Raw genomic sequence first — 18,179 nt, forward strand, 5'->3', positions numbered from 1 at the left:
GTATAACAACCGGAAGGCGAAAAGTCAACGTGTATATCAAAAATAATAGCCTGTAATTTGAAGATTATAGGATTTGTGATAGAAGAAAAGAAAAAACCGGGAAGGTATATTGGAAAAAATACACAATAATTTCTGAATAAAAGGAAGAAAATTGGGGAAAAAGTGTTTTGGGTATTGACAAATAATGAAATTGCATTTATGATTATTCTATAAAACAAAATATTATCGAGCAAACATATGTTGATTTGGAATGGGGGAAAGGAAATGCAAACCGCTGAAACATCAAGAGAAAAGAACGTACTGCTGTCCATCCAGAATATACATAAATCTTTTGGCCTGAATCAGGTGCTGAAAGGTATCAATATGAAGCTGCAGGAAGGGGAAGTCCTCTCTTTAATAGGAGGAAACGGTGCAGGCAAGAGTACCCTGATGAAGATTATTATGGGTATTTATCAGCCTGATGAGGGCTGTATTTATATGAAAGGCAGCCAGGTACACCTTACGAAACCTTCCGTTGCCCTGGCCAACGGAATTTACATGGTGCCTCAGGAACCCATGCTGTTTCCGAATATGACGGTGGAGCAGAATATCATAATCGGATTTGAGGAAAAGCCTGCGGAACTCCGCAGAAGACTGATTGCCCAGATGGAAGAAGTGGGCTGGAAGATGGATCTGAACCGTAAGGCCAGCAGCCTGTCCATTGCGGAACAGCAGCTCGTGGAAATTTTAAGAGGACTGCTCAGGCAGGCCCGGATACTGATTCTGGATGAGCCTACCAGCGCCCTTACCTTCGATGAGGCGGAGAGCCTGTTTAAATGCGTGAATGACCTGCGTTCTAAAGGAATCGGAATTATCTATATTACCCACAGGCTTGCAGAGGTATTTGAGATTTCCACCAGTGTTGCAATTATGCGGGATGGCGTGATTACCCTCAGCGGCCAGGTAAGTGAATTTACAAAAGAAGCCCTGGTGAAGGGCCTGCTTCCCGCTGACAGTGAGAAGGAGAAAGAGGAAGCGGAAGAAACCAGCCATGAGATTGATTATAAGAATCAGAACCCGATTCTGGAACTGAAGAATTTCAGCGGTTACGGATTCAACAATATTTCCCTGAAGCTGTATCCCGGTGAGATCCTGGGTGTGGCAGGTGTGGTGGGAGCGGGACGTACCGAGCTTGCCACAACCATATTCGGCATGGACCAGGTACTGGGAGGAAAAGTTATTCTGGACGGAAAGGACATTACCGGCCTTTCCACCCGGAAAGTGCTGGAGGCCGGACTGAACTATGTGCCGGAGGACAGACATCTCCACGGGCTGTTCAAGATTGCGGATGTTGCACAGAACACCACTTCCGCACTGCTGTCGCAAAAGTCCATGGGCAGGTTTTTGCTGAATCGGAAAAAAGAAAAAGAAGTGACACAGAAATACATAGATGATTTCCGCATTAAGGTAACGGGGCAGGCACAGCTTACCGGAAGTCTTTCCGGCGGAAATCAGCAGAAAATTGTAATTGGACGGAGCCTTTCCACTGCGCCCAAAGTAGTAATTCTGGATGAACCCACCCGCGGAATTGACGCCGGGGCCAGAGGAGATGTGTATTCCATTATCCATCATCTTCGGAAACAGGGAGTATCGGTTCTTCTGATTTCTTCCGATATGGAAGAACTTGTGGAACTTTCAGACCGGGTGGTGTCTGTATTCCAGGGCCGCATCAACGCGGAGTTTCAAAAAGCGGATATCAATCAGGATAATCTGATGGCGGCAGCTTTTGACGTTAAGACGGAGAAAGGAGTGGGAGCATGAAGTACATTAAAAAACTCACAAAGGCGAGGGAATTCAGCAGCCTGCTGTTTTTAATCGTACTGTTTGCCATTGTGGGCTGCATCAACATAAACTTTCTGGCGCCTTCCAGTATCGCAGCATGTTTTAATGACAGCGTGGTATTTACTCTGCTGGCAGTGGGTATGGCATTTGCCATTTTTATAGGAGAGATTGACGTTTCCGTAGGAGCCAATCTGGGATTTACCGCGTCTGTGGTAGGTTCTCTGCTGCGGGACGGACACAACTGGATCTTCTGCTTTGCAGTGGGAATTTTAATCGGCGCAGCCATCGGCCTGATCAATGGATTTGGAGTGGCAGTGCTGAAAATCCCATCCCTGATTTTTACCCTTGGTACCAACGGAATTTTACGCGGTCTGATTTATGTGTATACCAACGGTGCATGGGTGGAAAACCTGCCGGCTCCCTTTACCGCATTTGCGGCAAAACCGCTGGTGGCAAATCTGACAGTATTTTATACGGTAACGATTCTGGCGGTGATTGTAATACATATTATGCTGACCAGGACGAAAAAGGGAAAATATTTTATTGCAGTGGGTGACAATGAGGGCGGTGCCCTTCTGGTTGGAATTCCCACGACCCGTACTAAAATCACAGCTTATGTGCTCTGCGGTGTTTTTGCAGCCATAGCAAGTATTTTATATGCTTCACGAATTGGATTTATCACAGCCATAGCAGGAAACGGTTATGAGATGAAAGCTATCGCAGCCTGTGTAATCGGAGGCATCAGCCTTTCGGGAGGACTGGGAAGCGTAATTGGAGCTTCCATCGGCGCGGTTATTATGTCAAGTGTCAGCCGTATTCTGGTATTTATGGGATTTTCTTCTGATTACGATAATACGATTACCGGCGTTATGCTGATTACAATTGTGGTTCTGGATGCCCTTATGCAGAGAAATGCGGCGGAGCGGATCCGACGGGAGCGTCTGAAAGCCAGAGCGGCAAATGTGTCGGGAAATAAAGGAGGTGAACAGGCATGAAGGCGAAGAAATTTTTAAGCTGGGAAATGTTTCTTCTGATTATTCTGATTCTGGAATTTGTCATATTTGGAGCAAAGAATCCCAAGTTTTTGATGCCGAGAGTGTTGTTTGCCAGTGTAAATGACTTTATTGCCATATGTTTTATTGCACTGTTCGTAACCTTTGTTATGATTACCGGAGGAATTGATATTCAGGCAGCTTCCATTGTAGGCCTTACTTCTATTATTATTGGTGTGGGCTGGCAGGACGGAGGCATGAATATCTGGGTGGCGTCCATTCTTGCCATTGTGGCAGCGGCAGTTTGCGGAGCCCTTTCCGGATTCTTTATCGCCTACTGCGGCGTGCAGGCCATGGTGGTCACGCTGGGCGGAAGTTTCCTGTATGCAGGATTTGCATTGCTGGTGTCTAACTTTTCCGCTTCGGAGGCTTACCAGGGAATCAGCGGATTTCCCGACAGTTTTAAGATTATTTCCAAGTTCAAGCTGTTTGGCGTAATACCGAGTCAGCTCCTGGTGTTTATCGTACTGATTATCATTGCCTATATTCTGCTTCACAGGACAAAATACGGAAGAAGTATTTTCCTGGTGGGTATCAATCAGGAGGCGGCAGAATATTCCGGCATCAATACCAGGCTTGTAATTTTAAGTACCTATGTATTGTCGGCAGTCAGCGCAGCCTTTGCGGGAATTATGCTTACTTCCTATCTGGGAACCGCCAAAAGTGATCTGGGTGCGAACCTGACGCTGAATATTATTACAGCGGTGGTGCTGGGCGGTACCCTCAGTACAGGAGGAAAGGGAAGTGTAATCGGAACTGCCCTGGCCGCTCTGGTTATCGGTATTTTAAGATTTGGTCTTTCCCTTTGTTTCCGGGTGAATACCCAGTACCTGGATATTCCGGTGGGAGTTCTGCTTCTTGTGGTAGTTATCGGCCGGGCTATTGTATCCAGACCGGAGACAGCAGCATTTTTCAAAAAGCTGAAGAAGGAATCATAAGTTTATTCATGGCATAAGCCATTGGATATAGTATAAAAAGGAGGAAAAAGCAATGAAAATGAAAAAAGTTTTGTCACTCGCACTTGCATTATCCCTGGCTCTTTCACTGACAGCCTGCGGCGGAAATAATGCAGACACTTCCACTCCCGCAAAAGAGGATTCCAACACAGAAGCGGATGATTCGGCAAAAGACGATGTGGAAGAAAAAGAAACTCCGGAAGAAAACGCTGACGACGGCGAAACAGCAGATGACACATCTTCTGAAGGCGGCGCAGATGTTTCCGGTAAGACGGTTGTATTTATCCCGAAGGTAACCGGTAATGCATTCTTTGAAGCAGCAAACGACGGTGCTCAGAAATATGCGAAAGACTGGGGCTTCACGGTTGAATACGAAGGAAGCGCAACAGCAGGTACAGCAGAGCAGGTAGAAGTAATTAACAAGGCAGTAGCAAGCGGCGCAGACGCAATCTGCATTTCCACCGTAGACGCAGCAGGCGTAAGAGATGCATTAATGGAAGCAAAAGACGCAGGCGTTGCTGTATGTACCTGGGACTCTGACGCAGAAGCAGACGCACGTGCGCTGATGGTATCTCAGGGTACTCCTGAAATCCTTGGCCAGATGCTGGTAGACATGTCCGTAGACGCTCTGAAGAAACGCGGCGTGGATCCGGAAAAAGATGAAGTAAACTATGTATGGCATTATTCACAGGCAACTGTTACAGACCAGAACTCCTGGCAGGTGGCAGGCGAAGCTATTATCGCAGAGAAATATCCGAACTGGAAAAAGGTTGCTGACAACTATTACTCCAACCAGGATGCGGAACAGGCAGTTACCACAGGTGCGGCAATTCTGGACGCTTATCCGGACATTGACCTGATTATCTGTAACGACTCCACAGCGCTTCCGGGCCAGTTAAAAGCAGCTCAGAACAAAGGTATTACAAAAGACGATATGACCATTACCGGTTTTGCAACTCCTCAGGCTATCAAAGAATACTGCGAAGCAGGCGTTCTGTATGAATGGGGTCTGTGGGACTGCGGAATCCAGGGTGCTCTTGGATGTTATCTTGCAGCTTACATAGCAGCAGGCAATGATGTGGCAGTTGGCGACAAGATTAATGTACCTGGAATCGGCGAAGTTGAAGTTATGGCAAATGACTGCCTGAACGAAGGCGACACAACAGCCGACAAGAACAACGGTGTTGTTCTCCTTCCGGAACGTGTAATCTTTGATGAAACAAATGTAAATGACTATAACTTCTAAAACAAAGTGAAGTAGTTGCAGCAGGGAAGGTATCAGAACTGCTGCAGGTGATTTGGAGAGCAGCCACCGTTTCATATGTAAACAGTGGTTGCTTTCTGTAAAAAGACAGGAGGCTGAATAAAAATGGCAGATGTAGATGGCTTAAAAGTGGCGAAAGATTATAAAGTTTCCGTACCTTTTGCAAATCAGGGAAATTTCCATGTAAAGGGTGCCAACAACCTGGACTGGGGTATGAAAAAGCACCTTTCCAATATTTTTGACCCGGCAAGCGGCAATACAGTGATGTTTGCCTTTGACCACGGATATTTCATGGGCTCTACCGCAGGACTGGAAAGACTGGATATTCTGATTCCTCAGTTAATTCCATACGTGGATGTACTGATGGGAACCAGAGGAGCTCTTCGTACCTGTGTTCCGCCGGAATGCCGCAAAGGAATCGCCCTTCGTACCACTTCCGGTTCTTCCATGCTGGAAGATGATCTTTCCCATGAAGTAGTTGCAGTGGATATTGAAGATGCAATTCGTATGAATGCAGACTGTATGGCAATCCAGACCTTTATCGGTGCAGACGGACAGCTTTCCAGCCTGGACAATCTCTCAAAGACCGTCAATGCAGGACTTCGCTACAGCATTCCTACCATGGGCGTGGTGGCAGTAGGAAAGCAGATGGAGCGGACAGACCGGTTCTTTAAGCTGGCAACCAGAATTCTGGCGGAGCTGGGCGCGAACATCATTAAAACCTATAACTGTGAAAACTTTGAAGAAGTAGTGGCAGCCTGCCCGGTACCTATCGTAGTGGCAGGAGGCAAAAAACTTCCGGAGAAGGAGGCCCTGACCCTGGCTTACGAAGTAATCAGCAAGGGCGCAAGAGGTGTTGACATGGGACGTAATATTTTCCAGAGTCAGGATCCGGTGGCAATGGCACAGGCGGTAAATATGGTGGTACATAAAGGCGCTACCGATAAAGAAGCCTATGAATTCTTCCTTGACACCAAAAAGGACTGAATATAAAATAAAGTTCTGGCAACTATATGTATCACAGGAAAAACGGTTGGATTTCCTGTGTGATAAAAGACATGATTCCCCGGTTTCATACAGATGTGGAACCGGGGTTTTAAAGTTTTACGGGAGTTTGCGAAGCAGCAGAAAGGAAGGTGGCGCAGGATGAAATATGCAGTTGTTGCGGCATCTGTGTTTGCCGGAGATTTTTTTCTGAAAAAGCATATGGAAGAACAGCGGGATATGCAGGAAAGAACAGAAATCCTGGGAGGGAAACTGGTGCTGAAAAAATATCATAACAGAGGGGCGGCGCTGAATTTTATGGAAAAACGGCCGAAACTGGTGAAAGGAGTCAGCGGAGGAATTCTTCTGGCTTTGAGCCTTCTGTGGTCTGGTATGTTACGAAAAGAGAAAAATCCCGGTGTACTGGCGGGGCTGAGCCTTGCTTTAGGAGGCGGAGCCAGTAATCTTCATGACCGTATTATGAGAGGATACGTGGTGGATTATTTCAGTTTCCGTACGCCCTGGAAAAAACTGAATCAGATCGTGTTCAATCTTTCGGATATGTGTATTTTCCTGGGATGCTTTCTGATTATTTTCTCCGGAAGAGACCTTTTCGCGTATCAGCCGGAATGAAAAAGATCTTCCCGGAAAAGAAAAAACTGCTGTAAACACTGTATTCAGTGCTTACAACAGTTTTTTTTAATCAATTATAATCATCAATATTCTAATATCATAATAAAAACAAAAAATTCTATATTATTGACAAAGGCACATTGTGAAAAAACTGATTAAATTAATGAACTACAGTTACGTTTACAGCCTGGGGTCCTTTGGAACCTTCTGTAACATCAAACTCTACTGCAGCACCTTCTTCCAAGGATTTGAAGCCTTCCATATTCAGTCCGGAATAATGAACAAATACGTCATTTCCGGATTCATCGGAAATGAAGCCGTATCCTTTTTGGTTATTAAACCATTTTACTGTACCCTGCATGTCACTACCTCCAATAAATAATAAAATCATCATATGCTATAGTTATTTATAGCATGGGACAATGGTAACATATAAAGTGAAAAAAGTAAAGGAATATTCCAGTAAATTTTAAAAAAATTGTAAAAAATGGTTGTTAATACGAAATTCAACCCTTGACAGACGGATTTTGGCACAGAAAAAAGAACATACGTTTTGCAATGTCCGTGAAATGGTTCCTCCAGAGTAAAATCGGACGTTACACATGGGAAGCCAGCGGTTCTACGGCAATCCCGTGTTTCCGGAAAAACAGTTTTACCATGTCGTCCCATCCGTGCTCCAGAGATTTGTCCATGGAAAAAATGCGGCAGGAAATTCCTGTGGTACAGATAAGCTGCTGATTCTGATATTTCAGATTCAGGTACATGCCGGAAACATCTTCAGCAGAAAATCCGCTGTTTATGGATGAAACAGTCCGTTTCAGATTTTCGGCAGAAAGCAGGAATACGAATTTGAAAGAGGAGGGCGGACGCTTTCCCCTGATTATCTGGAAACATACCGGACGTACCAGAGAGAAGGGAATATATGATTCCTGAGCCACCAGTTCGTAATGTTCGTCTTCCGGGCTGAAAAAGTCAGCTCTGGCATGTCCGTCTAACAGATATGTCATGCAGGTGGTAATGGAACCTTCGGACAGCAGAAAACTGTCAAAGGTATCTGTGCGTAACAGTATATTCATAAATTCTTTTACATCCAGAATGGAAAGTGCAGTCATATGATACCTCCGGGATATAAAACAGTTGTGTGAAACATGGAACATTATATTACAGAATCGCTAAAAACACAAGGATGATATGGTAGAAATGAAAAGACAAATGTGATATAATATGCACTGGACAGATCTGAGTGCAAAACAATACGAAATAATTATAACAGAATAGATTTCAGGAGGCAGAGCATGGAACAGACAGAACAGAAATTATTCAGATTGCTGGAAAAGGGAACCAGTGCGGTTCTGGTGGTACGGGAAGCGGAGAGACAGCTTAAGGAGGCAGGATTTGAAGAACTGCAATTCAACCAGACCTGGGGGCTGTCGGAAAATGGAAAATATTATGTGAAGCATCACGATACCACCCTGTTTGCCTTTACCACAGGAGAACAGGCTGAACCCCGGAATAAAATTCGTATCGGCGCGGCCCATACGGATTTTCCATGTTTGAGAATAAAACCCAGTCCCGATGTATCTGCCGGCGGATACGGGCAGGTCAATACAGAAGTGTATGGAGGAGCCATTTTAAACACCTGGCTGGACAGACCTCTGAGCATTTCCGGACGAGTGGCGGTGGAAAGCAAAGATGTGATGCATCCGGACATGCGTTATCTTTCTGTGGAAAGGCCTTTGTTCGTGATTCCCAATCTGGCCATTCATATGAACCGTGATGTAAATAAAGGGGTGGAACTGAATAAACAGACAGATATGCTCCCCATTCTTGGCCTGCTGGGAGAAGAAAAAGAAGAACATATGCTGATGAAATTCCTGGCAGAGGAACTTAAGGTGGAAGAAGAAAAGATACTGGACTATGAACTGTGGGTATACTGTATGGAAGAGCCCCGGTATCTGGGGCGACAGCAGGAATTTATCCTTTCCCCCAGACTGGATAATCTGACCTCGGTGCAGGCCCTTCTCACAGGCCTTACAGAAAGCCGGCCGGCCCGCGGGCTGAATGTTGTGGCTTTATTTGACCATGAAGAGGTGGGCTGTTATACAAAGCAGGGGGCAGGCTCCATGATGCTGCTGAATCTTCTGGAAAAAATCCATGACAGTCAGGGAAAATCTGCAGCCCAGACCAGGGAAAGCCTGTATGACGCCTTTTTACTGTCACTGGATGTGGCTCATGGCCTTCATCCCAACCAGATGGGAAAAATGGATATTACAAATAAACCGGTGCTGGGAAAAGGGCTGTGTATCAAAGAGGCTTCCTCCCAGTCCTATGCCACAGACTGTGAGGCGGTGGCAGTTGTGGAACAGATTTGCAGGAGAAATAAAATTCCTTATCAGAAATTTGTGAATCGTTCCGATATGCCGGGCGGAGGGACCCTTGGCTCTATTGCTTCGGCCATTCTTCCGGTGCGGACGGTGGATGTGGGAGTGCCTCTGCTGGCCATGCATTCCGCAGTGGAAACCATGGGCGCTGCCGATATGAAATCTCTGACCAGTCTGGTCACCGCATTTTTTCAGGCGTAACCGGAACAAAGGGAGCAGATTCCCTTCAACAGGTCCGTAATTTTGGACGCATAATATAATGTAAGGAAGGTAGTTGGAAATGAAACTGATAAGAGGCAGGGTGCTCCTGCTGCTTCTCATAATCTTATCCGGCAGTGTGATGAACGCCTGTTCTGCTGATGTGATACAGAACATTCTGCCGGAAGGCAGGGAGTCAGAAAGCGTTCCCATAGACGAAAACAAACAGAAAGCGGAAACGCCCAGGGCAGACACAAAGCAGATTGCTCCGCCTCCGGAGCCGCAGGAGATTTCCACAGGAAAATATGCTTACGATCACCTGACGGAGGAGGAACGGGTGGTCTATGACGAAATGCTGACGGCAATTCTGAACCATGATGAAAAAATAAAACTCTCAACCACAGACCTGGATTTGATGCGCAGGGCCTACACAGCAGTGTGCGGAGATTATGGCGGCCTGTTCTGGGTGGAGGGATATGTTTTTACCAGATATACCAAAGGGGAAGAACTGGTGAGTCTGGAATTTGCCCCGAAATACACCATGACAGTGGAAGAGCGGCAGAATACCCAGATTCAGATTGACGAGATTGTAGGAGCCTGGCTTGCCGGAATTACAATAAATCATACGGATTATGAGAAAGCAAAATACGTTTATGAGCTGCTGGCCCTCAATACGGAATATGTACAGGATGTGGAAGACAGCCAGAATATTATCAGCGTATTCCTCAGGCAGCAGACAGTATGCCAGGGATATGCCTGTGCTGTTCAGTATCTGCTGAACCAGCTGGGCGTACAGAGTGTGATTGTATCCGGCGTGGCTCTGGGAGAGGCCCATGCCTGGAACCTGATCCGGCTGGACGGAGAATATTACTATATGGATGCCACCTGGGGAAATAACGGTTATCGGAACAGGGAAGGACTGGAAACCTCTTTTATTGACTATAATTATATGGCCATGACTACCGGAGAAATGCTGATGGGCCATGTGCCGGATGAAGGGCTGGAACTGCCATCATGTACCGCTGTGACAAATAATTATTACCGGAAAGAGGGAACCTGGATTGAAACATGGGAACCGGAGGCCATGGGAGCCATTCTGTCAGATGCCTGGATGCAGGGCCGGGTGGTAACCCTGCGGTTTGCAGATGATTTTCTGAAAAAGCAGGCATTCCGGTATTTTATTGAAGAAGGGTTTATTGCAGATTACTGCAATGGAATTACGGAAGTAAATTATATCGAAGACGATATGTGGAAGGAAATCAGTTTCTGCTTTAACTGATTTCAGAAAATCTGTATTTCAGATGGAGTGTCAGAGGGAAATTTTGAAATTTCTTTCCGGCGCTCCTTTTATCTTACGGGAAATGTCCGCAGTGAGCAATTCCCCTCAGGACTGAGAGGCAGGGAAAATGAAGTGGGCCTGCCTGCTTTGTTATGAAAAATAGGGCTTTTCAAAACCTGATATTTATGCTACTATAAAGTAGTATTAAAAACCACATAAAATAATGACTGGAATATAAGAAAACTGTATTAAATATCGAATATCATGTGGAATAATACTATATCAGGAGGAAAGACATGAACTATAAAATTGTAGTGGACAGTTGCGGGGAGCTGCCGGGGAAGTTAAAAGAGGACGGGCGTTTTGAAAACGTACCTCTGGAAATGTCTGTGGATGATTACAGGATTGTGGATGATGAAACCTTTGATCAGGCTGATTTTTTAAGACGGGTGGCGGCAAGCCCCAACAGCCCAAAATCAACCTGTCCTTCGCCGGAACAATATATGTCAGCTTTTGACTGTGAAGCCGGGCATGTTTATGCAGTTACCCTTTCTTCTCAGCTCAGCGGCTCGTACAACAGCGCTGAAATTGGCCGGAAACTGTATCTGGAAGAAAAGGGGCAGAAACAGATTCATGTGTTTGACTCCAGATCTGCTTCTGTGGGTGAAACGCTGATTGCCATGAAGATTCAGGAATGTGAAGAGGCGGGACTGGCCTTTGAAGAAGTGGTGGAGAAGGTGGAAGCATTTATTACAGGAATGAACACTTCTTTTGTGCTGGAGAACCTGGAGACGCTCAGGAAGAATGGGAGGCTCAGTAATATCAAGGCATTTGTGGCGGGAGCACTGAACATCAAGCCGGTAATGGCCGGAACCGCCGAGGGAACCATCAGCCAGATTGGCCAGGCCAGGGGCATTGGAAAAGCAGTGGACAAAATGATTCACGACCTGATTGCCAAAACAGTGAATCCTCAGGAAAAAATATTTGCAATTTCTCACTGCAACTGCCCGAAAAGAGCAAAAGAGGCAGCAGAGAAAGTGAGAAAACTGGCAGAATTTAAAGAAATATTTGTGATAGATACTGCCGGAATCAGCAGTATGTATGCCAATGACGGCGGCATTATTATGGCAGTGTAACGAAGCGGACACATGAGATGTAAAATGCAATATTAAAAGGAACAGTAATCATATTTAAAATATGGCAACTGTTCCTTTTTTCGGACTATGGGGCCTGCCGGGAGGCAGAGCAGACATGGTGAAAATTATTCTTCTATGTAGGCCGCTTTATCCAGAGCTGACTGGATAGCGTTCAGCAGTACCATGGAAGTATATTGGTTGTCATCTCCATAGGAAATATTTTCCAGGGACTGCTTTTCGTAAATCTGTCTGGTAAGGTTATCCAGTGCAGGCTGCATCAGAGGATACATGGCGGCAGTGGCTTCATCCAGATTTACCAGTGTGACGGAATTGATGTGGTTGTCATCTACCACAACCTCTACATCTATGGCGTTGTCATTTAATTGTATGGAGGAAGTATAGACCCCCGCCGTATATTTCATGGTTTCTTCCGTATCTTTGTCTTTGTTATCCGGCAGGAACATAAAAATCAGCAGTAAAATCAGCAGAATTCCAAGCACGGCAAAAATAGCTGTATAGACCACTTCTTTTAGATGCAGAACAACAATTTTGGTTTTTGAACTCACAGGATTCCTCCTTAATCTCTCTTTGAATTACTATATGAAAGAAAAAAGGAAAATATGCTATTGACAAAAAAGGAAATTTATAGTATCATGTTTTCAGACATGCGATAGTGGCGTAGTTGGTAACGCGCGACCTTGCCAAGGTCGAGACCGCGGGTTCGAGCCCCGTCTATCGCTTTTATGGATAGCAGCCGCAGACTTAAGGATTTTCCAGTAGAATCAAAGGTTTGCGGCTGTTTTTGTATGGTGTTTTATGAGTTTTAATCATACCATATTAGCAATAATAATAATTTTTTTGTCATGGAATTTGTCATGATTCGTAAGAAGTAAAGATAATCGGAATCTCGTACTGTGTGACTGCTGAAAACTCAGGTATCCTTCTGATATCCTTATCGGAGGGGATATCACTGAGATGGTATTTTTTCATTTCCGTTCCCTCCTGTTTGGCTTGTTTTTCCCTGCTATGGCTATGTAATATATGATAATAGACGAAAATGCAATGTATAATAATACACAAAAATAGATGATAAGAACAAGGGCTTTGCGGTACCATTTGCTACACAGGAATAGACGTTGACAAACAAATAAAAATCTATTATCATATACTGTATCAGAAAGGCGGTGAAATCATGAGCGGAACTATAAATAAAATTCCATATGGAATGAACGGAATTATAGACTTTTCCCGATTGTGGGAATTGCTGGAGCGAAAAGGATATAATAAGCAGTGGCTTAAAAATAACGGTATCCATTCCAATACAGTAGCAAAGTTGACAAAAAATGAAAATGTGACTTGTGAGGTTATCGCTAATTTATGTAATCTATTAAACTGCCAGACGTGGGAAATCATGGAATATAAAAAGAAAACCAAAGAAAATAATAATACATGATAATAGACTATTGACAAATACACAATAATAGACTATACTATGATTAGTCCAGAGATACAGGACTAATAACCCGAAAGGGAGAAAGGAGAGCAGATGGAAGTTATGGGAATGACAGACAATCAGTGGAAGGACAATTTAAGAGGACAGCTTGAAAATTGGGAAGATGTAGAAGAACTCTTGCAGTCCGGAAAGGTTGAGGAAGCCTTAAAGAAAATTAAGAGGGTTAAGGACAGAATCAGCAAAGGCTTAGAGGATTAAGTCAAGGGAAAACTGAAAAGGGCGGCATCACACAGGCCGCCCGATTCACAGAAATTATAACAGATTTTAGCCTATAAGTCAAAATCCAGGAGACAGAACAAATATGGAGACCTGGAGCTATGACGAATCTGGTTACGCTCTGAACCCGGACGAAAAGAGTATGGCAGTCAGGAGCGTTGCTGAACCAGTTTCATATGACGGGGACGGAGAACCAGAAGACTGGAGAGCAGACGGTTTTTTTAATAGTATGGGAAATACAGAAAAAAGTTTGCGGATTTCAGGAACTTTATTTTTGTATTTCCGAAATACCCTTTACTTTTCCACACCGAGAATATCCTCCACGCCGCAGTCCAGATAAATGCAGATTTTTTCCAGTATGTCAAAACTGATTCTGGTGGTTCTGTTATGATTCAGGTTTCTGAGGGTGGTAATGGAAATGCCGGTATCTTTGGCCATTTTATTCTGTGAGATTCCCTTGCGATCCAAAATTTCGCTCAACATAATTTTCATAAAAACACCTCGTTTCTGTGGAGCTGCCGGGAATGGCAGGTTTTATCTTCTTAGTAGAAAACACCTTGTTACGCTAACGTGTGAAAGTATTTCCTGTAAGATAAAAAATAATGATGCGCGCTCGCACAAGAGGTAAAATATTGCTTCGCAATTGTGCTAAAACGCGATACGTTCAGCATACTGCGTATGCTCTGACGCACCGCAAATGGCGCAGCTCGCGGGGGTGATGTTTATTGCTGCGCAATTCGCTCGCGCGCAGAGAATGCGCATAGCGCATCCTTTTTTATACAGTTTTTCCAGAATGGACAGGAATATGCACGGGCAGTTTCTGAAAAACAGATTAATGGTTGGGAATATGGGGAAACTGCACCGGATTCAGACAGTACAGCAGGCAAAAAGGAGCAAAAAAGATGGAAAAAGAAACATATTTAAAATTATGGCTTCAGGAAGAAGAACAGGCCCATATCCATGGCTGGGACTTTTCCCATATTAATGGGAAATATGAAGAAGAACAGGATCTGCCCTGGAATTACAGGGAAACAGTCAGATATTATCTGAAACCGGAGCAGAAACTCCTTGATGTGGAAACCGGAGGAGGGGAATTTCTGTTATCTCTCAATCACCCCTGCTGTAATCTGGCGGCTACGGAAAATTATCCGCCGAATGTGGAATTATGCAGGAAAAAATTACTGCCCCTGGGAATTGATTTTCAGGAAGCAGACGGAGGCGGCAGACTGCCCTTTCCTGACGAAAGTTTTGATTTGATTATCAACCGCCATGGGAATTTTAATCCCGCTGAAACAGCGCGGCTGTTAAAAAAGGGCGGTATATTTATCACGGAACAGGTGGGAGCGGAAAATGACCGGGAACTGGTGGAATTACTGCTCAGTGATGTGCCGGACCTTCCGTTTCCGGATCAGTATCTGAACATAGCGGAACAGAATTTCCGGGCAGAGGGGCTTTCCATTATAAAAGCAGAGGAAGCCTTTCGTCCCATAAAATTTTGGGATGTGGGAGCCCTTGTCTGGTTTGCCCGTGTCATTCCCTGGGAATTTCCGGGATTTTGCGTGAAGGACTGTCAGGAAAATCTGTATCGTGCACAGGAACTGCTGGAACGGGAAGGTGTAATAGAAGGAAAAATTCACAGATTTCTTCTGGTTGTTCAGAAATGATGTAAAAGGACAGGTGGCAGAGCTGCCTTATGTATTCTGCAGACAGGGCACTGCCGCGCTGAGGCGTGAAAGCACTTTTCTTCAGAATAATAATTAAAACAGGCAGCGCGGGCAGATTATGTTTATTGCTGTCCGCGCCCTGTAAGGCAGCCGATTCTCTCAGAATGGAGAGGTTTACAGGAAAGGTAAACAGAATTTTATTCAGCGGCTTCCTCTTCTGCATACAGGCCGCTGATATAATCGTTTAATGCGCTTAAATCAACTTCTGTCTGGGTGGGAGTTTTTTCATCTTCTTTATGGAAATACCCGAAAGCGGAATATCCCAGCCATCCCACAATGGCAACACCAACTACGGTACTACTTATGGTAAGGGCCGTGCGCTTCATTTTCTCACGTTTCATGATTTTTTTCCGATTGGCTTTTTCTTCCTTATATCGGTCTACTTTTTTCTGACTCATAATCATTCTCCTTGCAATTTTCTTAAATGAGCTGTCCGTCAGCTTTCAATCTTCTACAGTATACACCATTTCTGTGAAAAAATCTTTAAAAAATACAAAAAAAACAAAAATCAGAATGTTCCCCTTATTTTTTATCAGGGCAGACGGGGGATTTATTGCATTGATACAACGGTAAAAGTATGTTATGATGATTCGAACAAAGAGAAAGAACACAAAAACAGAAAACATGCAGAATAAGGAGAAAGCAATGAGTTTGGCAGATCATATTTTTATAGAAATGTGCCAGGATATTCTGGACAACGGTGTCAGCACAGAGGGAGAAAAAGTGCGTCCCCACTGGGAGGACGGAGCCAGCGCCTATACGATTAAGAAATTTGGTGTGGTCAGCCGCTATGACCTGTCTCAGGAATTTCCGGCAATTACCCTGCGCAAAACAGCCATTAAGAGCTGTACCGACGAAATGCTCTGGATCTGGCAGAAAAAATCCAATAATATTAAGGAGCTGAACAGCCATATCTGGGATGAATGGGCAGATGAGACAGGCTCCATCGGAAAAGCGTACGGTTATCAGATGGGAGTAAAACATCGGTACAGCGAAGGGATGATGGACCAGGTAGACCGGGTGATTTACGATTTGAAGCACAATCCCTACAGCCGGAGAATTATGACCAATCTCTATGTCCATCAGGATCTGAGCGAGATGAATCTCTATCCCTGCGCCTACAGTATGACCTTTAATGTGACCCGGAAGCCGGGACAGGAAAAACTGACACTGAATGCAGTGTTAAACCAGCGTTCTCAGGATATACTGACAGCCAATAACTGGAACGTGTGCCAGTATGCGGTGCTGATGCATATGCTGGCGCAGGTCTGCGGTATGGAAGCAGGAGAACTGTTGCATGTGATTGCAGACGCCCATATTTATGACCGGCATATTCCGCTGGTTCGGGAACTGATTGGCCGGGAAACCCATCCGGCGCCGGAATTCTGGCTGAATCCGGAAATTAAGGATTTCTATCAGTTTACCAGAGAGGACGTAAAGCTGATAAATTATGAAACAGGGCCGCAGATTACGGATATTCCCGTAGCGGTTTAGAAAATCCTGCATGAGTTCTGGCAGGAAACAGACGAAGTTTTTGATTTGGACAGGAGGACAGACAATGAACCTGATTGCGGCAGTAGACAAAAACTGGGGCATCGGCATGGACAACAGGCTGCTGGTGCGGATTCCCGAAGATATGAAGTCTTTTCAGAAAATGACCACGGGAAAAGTGGTGGTAGTGGGAAGGAAAACACTGGAAACCTTTCCAGGGGGCCAGCCGTTGAAAAACAGAACGAATATTGTGCTGACCCAAAACCGGGAGTTTCAGGTAAAAGGCGCCCAGGTGGTGCACAGTATGGAGGAACTTCTGGAAGAACTGAAACAGTATGACAGTCAGGATATCTATATTGTGGGCGGGGAAAGTGTTTACCGGCAGATGGTAGATTTGTGCGATGTGGCCCATATAACGAAAATTGATTACGAATATGCGGCAGACGCCTGGTTTCCCAATCTGGATGAGAGAGAGGAGTGGGAGCTGACGGCAGACAGTGAGGAGCAGACATATTTTGATCTGGAATACTATTTTCTGAAATATGAGAAAAAGGTAAAAGAGGCAGAATAATATGGAAAATTTTATGTTCAGTCTCAATGTGACCATTCCCATTTTTCTGGTGATGGTACTGGGCTGGGGGCTGAAGCAGACCGGAATGCTGAATGATAATTTTGTGACAGTGGCAAATAAATTTAATTTTCAGGTGACTCTGCCGGTATTGCTGCTGCGGGATATTTCTTCTGTGGATATTCGGGCGGTATTTGATCTGAATTATGTGCTGTTCTGCGCTGCTGCAAGCTCTGCCTGTTTCTGGTTAATCTGGGCCGGAACAAAACTGTTTCTGAAAGACCGGTACATGACGGGAGCTTTTGTACAGGCCTCCTTCCGCAGCAGCGCGGCGGTGATGGGACTTGCCTTTATTCAGAATATCTATGGGACGTCCGCCATGGGGCCTCTGATGATTTTGGGTGCAGTGCCCCTCTACAATATATATTCTGTGATTGTGCTGACCTTTGAGGGGCAGCAGAGTCAGAACGCGGACAAAAAAGGAAAAATCAGGGAAGCCTGTACAAATATTCTGAAAAATCCAATTATTATCAGTATTTTCCTGGGCCTTCTGCTTTCTCTGGGAAATATCCGGTTTCCGGTGATGGTGGATAAAACCATAAACAGTGTGGCTCAGATGGCCACGCCGCTGGCGCTGGTTACGCTGGGCGCAGGGTTTGAGGGGAAAAAAGCCCTGACAAAACTGAAACCCACACTGGCAGCTTCTTTTGTGAAACTGGCGGCACAGCCGCTGATCTTTGTACCAGTGGCTCTGGCCCTGGGATTTCGGGGAGAAAAGCTCACAGGGATTCTGATTATGCTGGCCTCACCCACTACGCCAAGCTGTTATATTATGGCGAAAAATATGGAAAACGACGGGACGCTGACAGCCAGTATTGTAGTAGCCACCACACTGCTTGCGTCTTTTACCCTGACAGGATGGATTTTTCTGCTGAAAATTTCGGGATATATCTGAGAGATTGC

The 18,179-nt window shown here is 45.0% G+C and carries 20 protein-coding genes and 1 tRNA gene; 16 read left to right on the forward strand and 5 right to left on the reverse strand.

All coding sequences use genetic code 11. The features are described 5' to 3' along the window. Positions 1 to 264 precede the first annotated feature (264 nt). The 6 genes from C805_RS10465 to C805_RS10490 all read left to right on the forward strand — a co-directional run bounded on the left by C805_RS10465 (position 265) and on the right by C805_RS10490 (position 6,710). Positions 265 to 1,800, forward strand: a complete 1,536-nt coding sequence (locus tag C805_RS10465; RefSeq protein WP_022750948.1) for a sugar ABC transporter ATP-binding protein — start codon at positions 265 to 267, stop codon at positions 1,798 to 1,800. Continuing rightward, positions 1,797 to 2,816 (forward strand): ABC transporter permease, encoded by a 1,020-nt coding sequence (locus C805_RS10470; RefSeq protein WP_016213796.1) that lies wholly within the window; start codon positions 1,797 to 1,799, stop codon positions 2,814 to 2,816. The genes C805_RS10465 and C805_RS10470 overlap by 4 nt, the downstream gene beginning before the upstream one ends. Continuing rightward, a complete protein-coding gene (locus C805_RS10475; protein WP_016213797.1) occupies positions 2,813 to 3,811 on the forward strand; it encodes an ABC transporter permease in 999 nt (332 codons plus the stop codon). Before C805_RS10470 ends, C805_RS10475 begins: the two co-directional genes overlap by 4 nt. Before the next feature lie 52 nt (positions 3,812 to 3,863). Beyond that, positions 3,864 to 5,075, forward strand: a complete 1,212-nt coding sequence (locus C805_RS10480) for a substrate-binding domain-containing protein (protein WP_016213798.1) — start codon at positions 3,864 to 3,866, stop codon at positions 5,073 to 5,075. A 123-nt stretch (positions 5,076 to 5,198) separates the two neighbouring features. Continuing rightward, a complete protein-coding gene (gene lsrF, locus C805_RS10485) occupies positions 5,199 to 6,080 on the forward strand; it encodes a 3-hydroxy-5-phosphonooxypentane-2,4-dione thiolase (protein WP_016213799.1) in 882 nt (293 codons plus the stop codon). 159 nt (positions 6,081 to 6,239) lie between these two features. Beyond that, positions 6,240 to 6,710, forward strand: coding sequence for a signal peptidase II (locus C805_RS10490; RefSeq protein ID WP_016213800.1), 471 nt, complete (start codon positions 6,240 to 6,242; stop codon positions 6,708 to 6,710). Between the two features lie 160 nt (positions 6,711 to 6,870). Here C805_RS10490 and C805_RS10495 read toward each other — a convergent pair whose 3' ends face one another. Beyond that, entirely contained in the window at positions 6,871 to 7,071 is a 201-nt protein-coding gene (locus C805_RS10495) for a cold-shock protein (protein ID WP_016213801.1), read from the reverse strand. Between the two features lie 235 nt (positions 7,072 to 7,306). Next, a complete protein-coding gene (locus C805_RS10500) occupies positions 7,307 to 7,822 on the reverse strand; it encodes a DUF5721 family protein (protein WP_016213802.1) in 516 nt (171 codons plus the stop codon). 183 nt (positions 7,823 to 8,005) lie between these two features. On the opposite strand from C805_RS10500, the gene C805_RS10505 reads away from it, so the two are divergent. The 3 genes from C805_RS10505 (at position 8,006) to C805_RS10515 (ending at position 11,704) form a co-directional block, all read left to right on the forward strand. Continuing rightward, complete coding sequence (locus C805_RS10505) at positions 8,006 to 9,292, forward strand: M18 family aminopeptidase (RefSeq protein ID WP_016213803.1); 1,287 nt, start codon at positions 8,006 to 8,008, stop codon at positions 9,290 to 9,292. Positions 9,293 to 9,371: 79 nt separating this feature from the next. Continuing rightward, positions 9,372 to 10,568, forward strand: a complete 1,197-nt coding sequence (locus C805_RS10510; RefSeq protein WP_016213804.1) for a transglutaminase domain-containing protein — start codon at positions 9,372 to 9,374, stop codon at positions 10,566 to 10,568. Positions 10,569 to 10,864: 296 nt separating this feature from the next. Continuing rightward, positions 10,865 to 11,704: a DegV family protein gene (locus tag C805_RS10515; RefSeq protein WP_016213805.1), complete on the forward strand. Its 840-nt coding sequence runs from the start codon at positions 10,865 to 10,867 to the stop codon at positions 11,702 to 11,704. Positions 11,705 to 11,829: 125 nt separating this feature from the next. On the opposite strand, the gene C805_RS10520 is transcribed toward C805_RS10515, so the two are convergent. Continuing rightward, positions 11,830 to 12,270, reverse strand: a complete 441-nt coding sequence (locus C805_RS10520) for an FMN-binding protein (protein WP_016213806.1) — start codon at positions 12,268 to 12,270, stop codon at positions 11,830 to 11,832. Between the two features lie 101 nt (positions 12,271 to 12,371). Between C805_RS10520 and C805_RS10525 the strand changes: the two genes are divergently transcribed. The 3 genes from C805_RS10525 (at position 12,372) to C805_RS26280 (ending at position 13,415) form a co-directional block, all read left to right on the forward strand. Continuing rightward, positions 12,372 to 12,444, forward strand: a tRNA-Gly gene (locus C805_RS10525). Positions 12,445 to 12,896: 452 nt separating this feature from the next. Then, positions 12,897 to 13,157: a helix-turn-helix domain-containing protein gene (locus C805_RS10530; RefSeq protein WP_016213808.1), complete on the forward strand. Its 261-nt coding sequence runs from the start codon at positions 12,897 to 12,899 to the stop codon at positions 13,155 to 13,157. Between the two features lie 93 nt (positions 13,158 to 13,250). Continuing rightward, on the forward strand, positions 13,251 to 13,415 hold the full coding sequence (locus tag C805_RS26280) for a hypothetical protein (protein ID WP_016213809.1): 165 nt from the start codon (positions 13,251 to 13,253) through the stop codon (positions 13,413 to 13,415). 312 nt (positions 13,416 to 13,727) lie between these two features. Here the strand turns inward: C805_RS26280 and C805_RS10540 are convergent, their stop codons facing one another. Then, positions 13,728 to 13,925: a helix-turn-helix domain-containing protein gene (locus C805_RS10540; RefSeq protein ID WP_016213811.1), complete on the reverse strand. Its 198-nt coding sequence runs from the start codon at positions 13,923 to 13,925 to the stop codon at positions 13,728 to 13,730. A 410-nt stretch (positions 13,926 to 14,335) separates the two neighbouring features. On the opposite strand from C805_RS10540, the gene C805_RS10545 reads away from it, so the two are divergent. Next, on the forward strand, positions 14,336 to 15,097 hold the full coding sequence (locus C805_RS10545) for a class I SAM-dependent methyltransferase (RefSeq protein ID WP_016213812.1): 762 nt from the start codon (positions 14,336 to 14,338) through the stop codon (positions 15,095 to 15,097). 197 nt (positions 15,098 to 15,294) lie between these two features. Here C805_RS10545 and C805_RS10550 read toward each other — a convergent pair whose 3' ends face one another. Beyond that, on the reverse strand, positions 15,295 to 15,555 hold the full coding sequence (locus tag C805_RS10550) for a hypothetical protein (RefSeq protein WP_016213813.1): 261 nt from the start codon (positions 15,553 to 15,555) through the stop codon (positions 15,295 to 15,297). A gap of 247 nt (positions 15,556 to 15,802) precedes the next feature. On the opposite strand from C805_RS10550, the gene thyA reads away from it, so the two are divergent. From thyA to C805_RS10565, 3 genes are all read left to right on the forward strand, one after another. After that, a complete protein-coding gene (thyA, locus tag C805_RS10555; RefSeq protein ID WP_016213814.1) occupies positions 15,803 to 16,651 on the forward strand; it encodes a thymidylate synthase in 849 nt (282 codons plus the stop codon). A 64-nt stretch (positions 16,652 to 16,715) separates the two neighbouring features. Continuing rightward, positions 16,716 to 17,219 carry a dihydrofolate reductase gene (locus C805_RS10560; RefSeq protein WP_016213815.1) on the forward strand — a complete coding sequence of 168 codons (504 nt, stop codon included), beginning with the start codon at positions 16,716 to 16,718 and terminating at the stop codon, positions 17,217 to 17,219. Position 17,220: 1 nt separating this feature from the next. Then, positions 17,221 to 18,171: an AEC family transporter gene (locus tag C805_RS10565; RefSeq protein WP_016213816.1), complete on the forward strand. Its 951-nt coding sequence runs from the start codon at positions 17,221 to 17,223 to the stop codon at positions 18,169 to 18,171. Positions 18,172 to 18,179 lie beyond the last annotated feature (8 nt).

It is taken from the genome of Eubacterium sp. 14-2 (genome assembly GCF_000403845.2).
Taxonomy (GTDB): Bacteria; Bacillota; Clostridia; order Lachnospirales; family Lachnospiraceae; genus Petralouisia.